General features: G+C 34.4%; 2 protein-coding genes. One reads left to right on the forward strand and one right to left on the reverse strand.

Going from position 1 to position 3,075, the window contains the following annotated elements:
- Positions 1-280 precede the first annotated feature (280 nt).
- Positions 281-1,411 (reverse strand): replication initiation protein, encoded by a 1,131-nt coding sequence (locus H2672_RS18960; protein WP_186673948.1) that lies wholly within the window; start codon positions 1,409-1,411, stop codon positions 281-283.
- A gap of 993 nt (positions 1,412-2,404) precedes the next feature.
- Between H2672_RS18960 and H2672_RS18965 the strand changes: the two genes are divergently transcribed.
- The gene (locus H2672_RS18965; RefSeq protein ID WP_186673949.1) at positions 2,405-2,809 is read left to right on the forward strand and encodes a hypothetical protein; all 405 of its coding nucleotides are present in this window, start codon (positions 2,405-2,407) and stop codon (positions 2,807-2,809) included.
- Positions 2,810-3,075: the final 266 nt, after the last annotated feature.

The raw sequence follows: 3,075 nt of genomic DNA on the forward strand, positions 1-3,075 counted from the left end.
TTTTTTTACCCTTTGCCTTTTTTAGTAACGGTTAAAATAAAGCTGGAATTCGGAATAAAGTTAGAAAGAGCATAAGGGGAAACTGGCCCCACTACCAGTGTGGGACTAGGCGAAGCCTAGTGTTTGGATGGGTACATGAAAAGTTGATTTTGTCACGCTAGAGTGACAGCCAAAAACGCCGTTTGTCACTCTAGCGTGACAACTTTAATAAACCAATATCTCGCTTCTTTAATCGTTTTTGCTCCAGGATCAAACTCAATAAAAAATATCATTGGTCATTTTAAATTCCCAACTCATTCAGTAATTTTTGTCGCTCTTCTACAATATTTGAATCGATTTTCTTTTCAACTTCCTTTGTTGCGCTTCTATTCTTGAACCACTCGGGAACCTTTTCAGCTCTCCCTGTTCTCCGTTGACTTGGTTTTAAATCTGCAAATGTGACAGGTAGTCCTTCTTGATAAAGTTCCCCATACTCTTGCAATTTTATTTTGATAAAACCTAACGGGTTTTTCACACCTTCTTCTTCGTTCACATATCGAATGAGCATACCCAATTCTTTTTCAGCATCATCGTTCCAAATAAATAATGCTCCTTCATACATTTCAGCAAAATAAATATGATTGAAACTATAATCGTTCGCTAAAGCATTCAATCGTTTTCGAATGTCTTCATTCTCAGATTGTTTTTTTTGTTGCACGGGGTTATTTTTTGGTTCAATTAACTTAATTTCTTTATCTGGAGCGTGTCGGATTGTAAATTCAATTCGTTCAACACTACGCCCTTTTTTGATTTCATTAAAACTTATTTGAACATCTGTTTTTTCATTTAATTCTACTAAAGCAGGCGAAAGAACTCTGTTTTTAAAATTTCCGTAAACCGAATACGATTTAACATGTTTTGCCCCTAGAAATCCCCTTAAATCATCGACCGAACACTCCCAATGACCAAGATGTTGCCATTTTTTCATAAGTTCATATAAACGTATGGAATAGGTACTTTTCAAACTTAAAATATTACTTAATCTATAAGACGTAAATTGATTTTTCAACTGTAGTAAGTAAGGCTTTAATTTTGAATCAAAGGAAAATTCAACTGTACCTTCGTTGCTTCTATATCTCACAGATGAAGCCCATGTAGCGACAATCCAATCTTTTTTCCCAATAGGTATTTCAACAACCTTTGAAACCAATGTTTTTGAAATCTTTTTGATTTCCGAATAAGTGGATTCGCCCTTTAAACCAATCATTTCAGCAAAATCCCTAACGCTTAATAGATAGGTCTTCAAGTCATCGTCAGTCGGCTCAATCATGCTTATCATAGTTAAAACTACTTTTTGCTCATTCACACTAAGTGGATCTACATGATGAGCTTCCACCAATTCATTTTTTTGTGTGACTAGATGATTTTCCACAAATAACTCCTCCAAACTATACTATTACTATTTAATTACCGTGTATTAGTTAATACCAATATAAACAGCATAAATCATTTAGTCAAATAACTATTACTCATTAAAATTATTTGTAACAGTTAGCACCGAATATGTAATAGTTCACACCAAATATGTAATAGTTGAACACCAAATATGTAATAACTCACACCAAATATGTAATAGTTCACACCAAATATGTAATAGTTCGACCTCTCAAACCCAGTCATACCAAGGGCTCAGAGGTCCCCTAAATCACTTAAAACAAAGATCTTAAACATTAAGTACTTAAAACAACAACAAACACGCGCGTGGTGGTGGTGATCAAAAATCAGGTGACATTGATTTCTCTTTTTCTATCAAAAAAAATTGAGACAAATAATGTACACCCAAAACACAAAAGGGCGTTACTAGAAAAAAAGAGGACAAATCCTCAAAAAGAACATGTCCTACTCTCTCAGACTATCAAATATAGCCACAGAAACGCACAGGATGCTCATAGACCGACGATAAACGGAAATAGGTGTATGTCTTTACCTCTTCTTTTACGAACGATTCTAGGCTATCTGTGAGCGTTTTTAGAAAACCGAAGAAAACAAACGGAAATTGCGAAAGGGTTTTGCATAATTATTCGTTTAGACAGGCCTAGCGTTCACCAGAAAGCGCGTTAATTCAACGATGTATATTTAGTGCATAAAAAATAATCAGGACGTTAGGAGAAGAACTGAGGGTTTACAAGGGGTGACGGATCCTTAACAACTGCCGAGAACAGGCGTTATGTCTACCTAGCGTGTATACGTGATACAATCCATTTGAGTAATTAAATCGATGTTTTACGGACGAATCATCTAATTTCTTGTTCAACTATCGGGCCAGTTTGTTGAATAACTTGTTATTGAGGAAGATCGGAAGTATCGAGAAAAGTAATTTTTTATTAAACTAACGGTATTAGTTTAAAAGAGGGGGTTTTTTATTATGAGGAAAATAATTATCACCACTTTAGTATCGTCAATTATATTGGTGTTAGCGGGATGTAATCCCCAACCTAAGTTGAGAGGTTTTTATCAAAGCGAAAAAGATGTGAATGGTTATCATATTCAGCTATCAATTCAACACGATGATAAAGTTTTTGTTGAATTTATTGATAACAGGGAAGTTGACAAAGGAACCTATGAAGAGACTGAAGTTGGTAAATACCTAATGACAAGTGATAAACAAGAGTTTACGATTGACTTAAACAATGATAACTCATTTCACATAACCTTAAAAAAATTAAATGACGGAAACCCGATTAATATGATAAATATTGGTGATGTACCAGGCACTTTCTCTACTGAATTTGATGATGTTGAAGAATATAAAGCATTATTAGATGAATAATTAATACTTATGCTTTTCCAATAACGGGTGCTTTAGTTTAAAATCGGCTGCCTTTACAGGGCAGCTTTTTCTTATTGAGTAATGGAGGTTACTACATCCGTGAACGGATGTTATGTCTACTAAGGTGCATGCAGCATACAACCTTGTTCAACTAACGGGGCAGGTTTGTTTAAGAAGAGTTGTTTTTGAGTTGTATAAATAAGTAAAAAGTTTGAAGGGGGAGTTTTAAATTAAAAGATATTTATTTTATTTCGTTTCCGCAATAT

Origin of the sequence: Sporosarcina sp. BP05, from assembly GCF_014282005.1 — a bacterium.
GTDB lineage: Bacteria > Bacillota > Bacilli > Bacillales_A > Planococcaceae > Sporosarcina.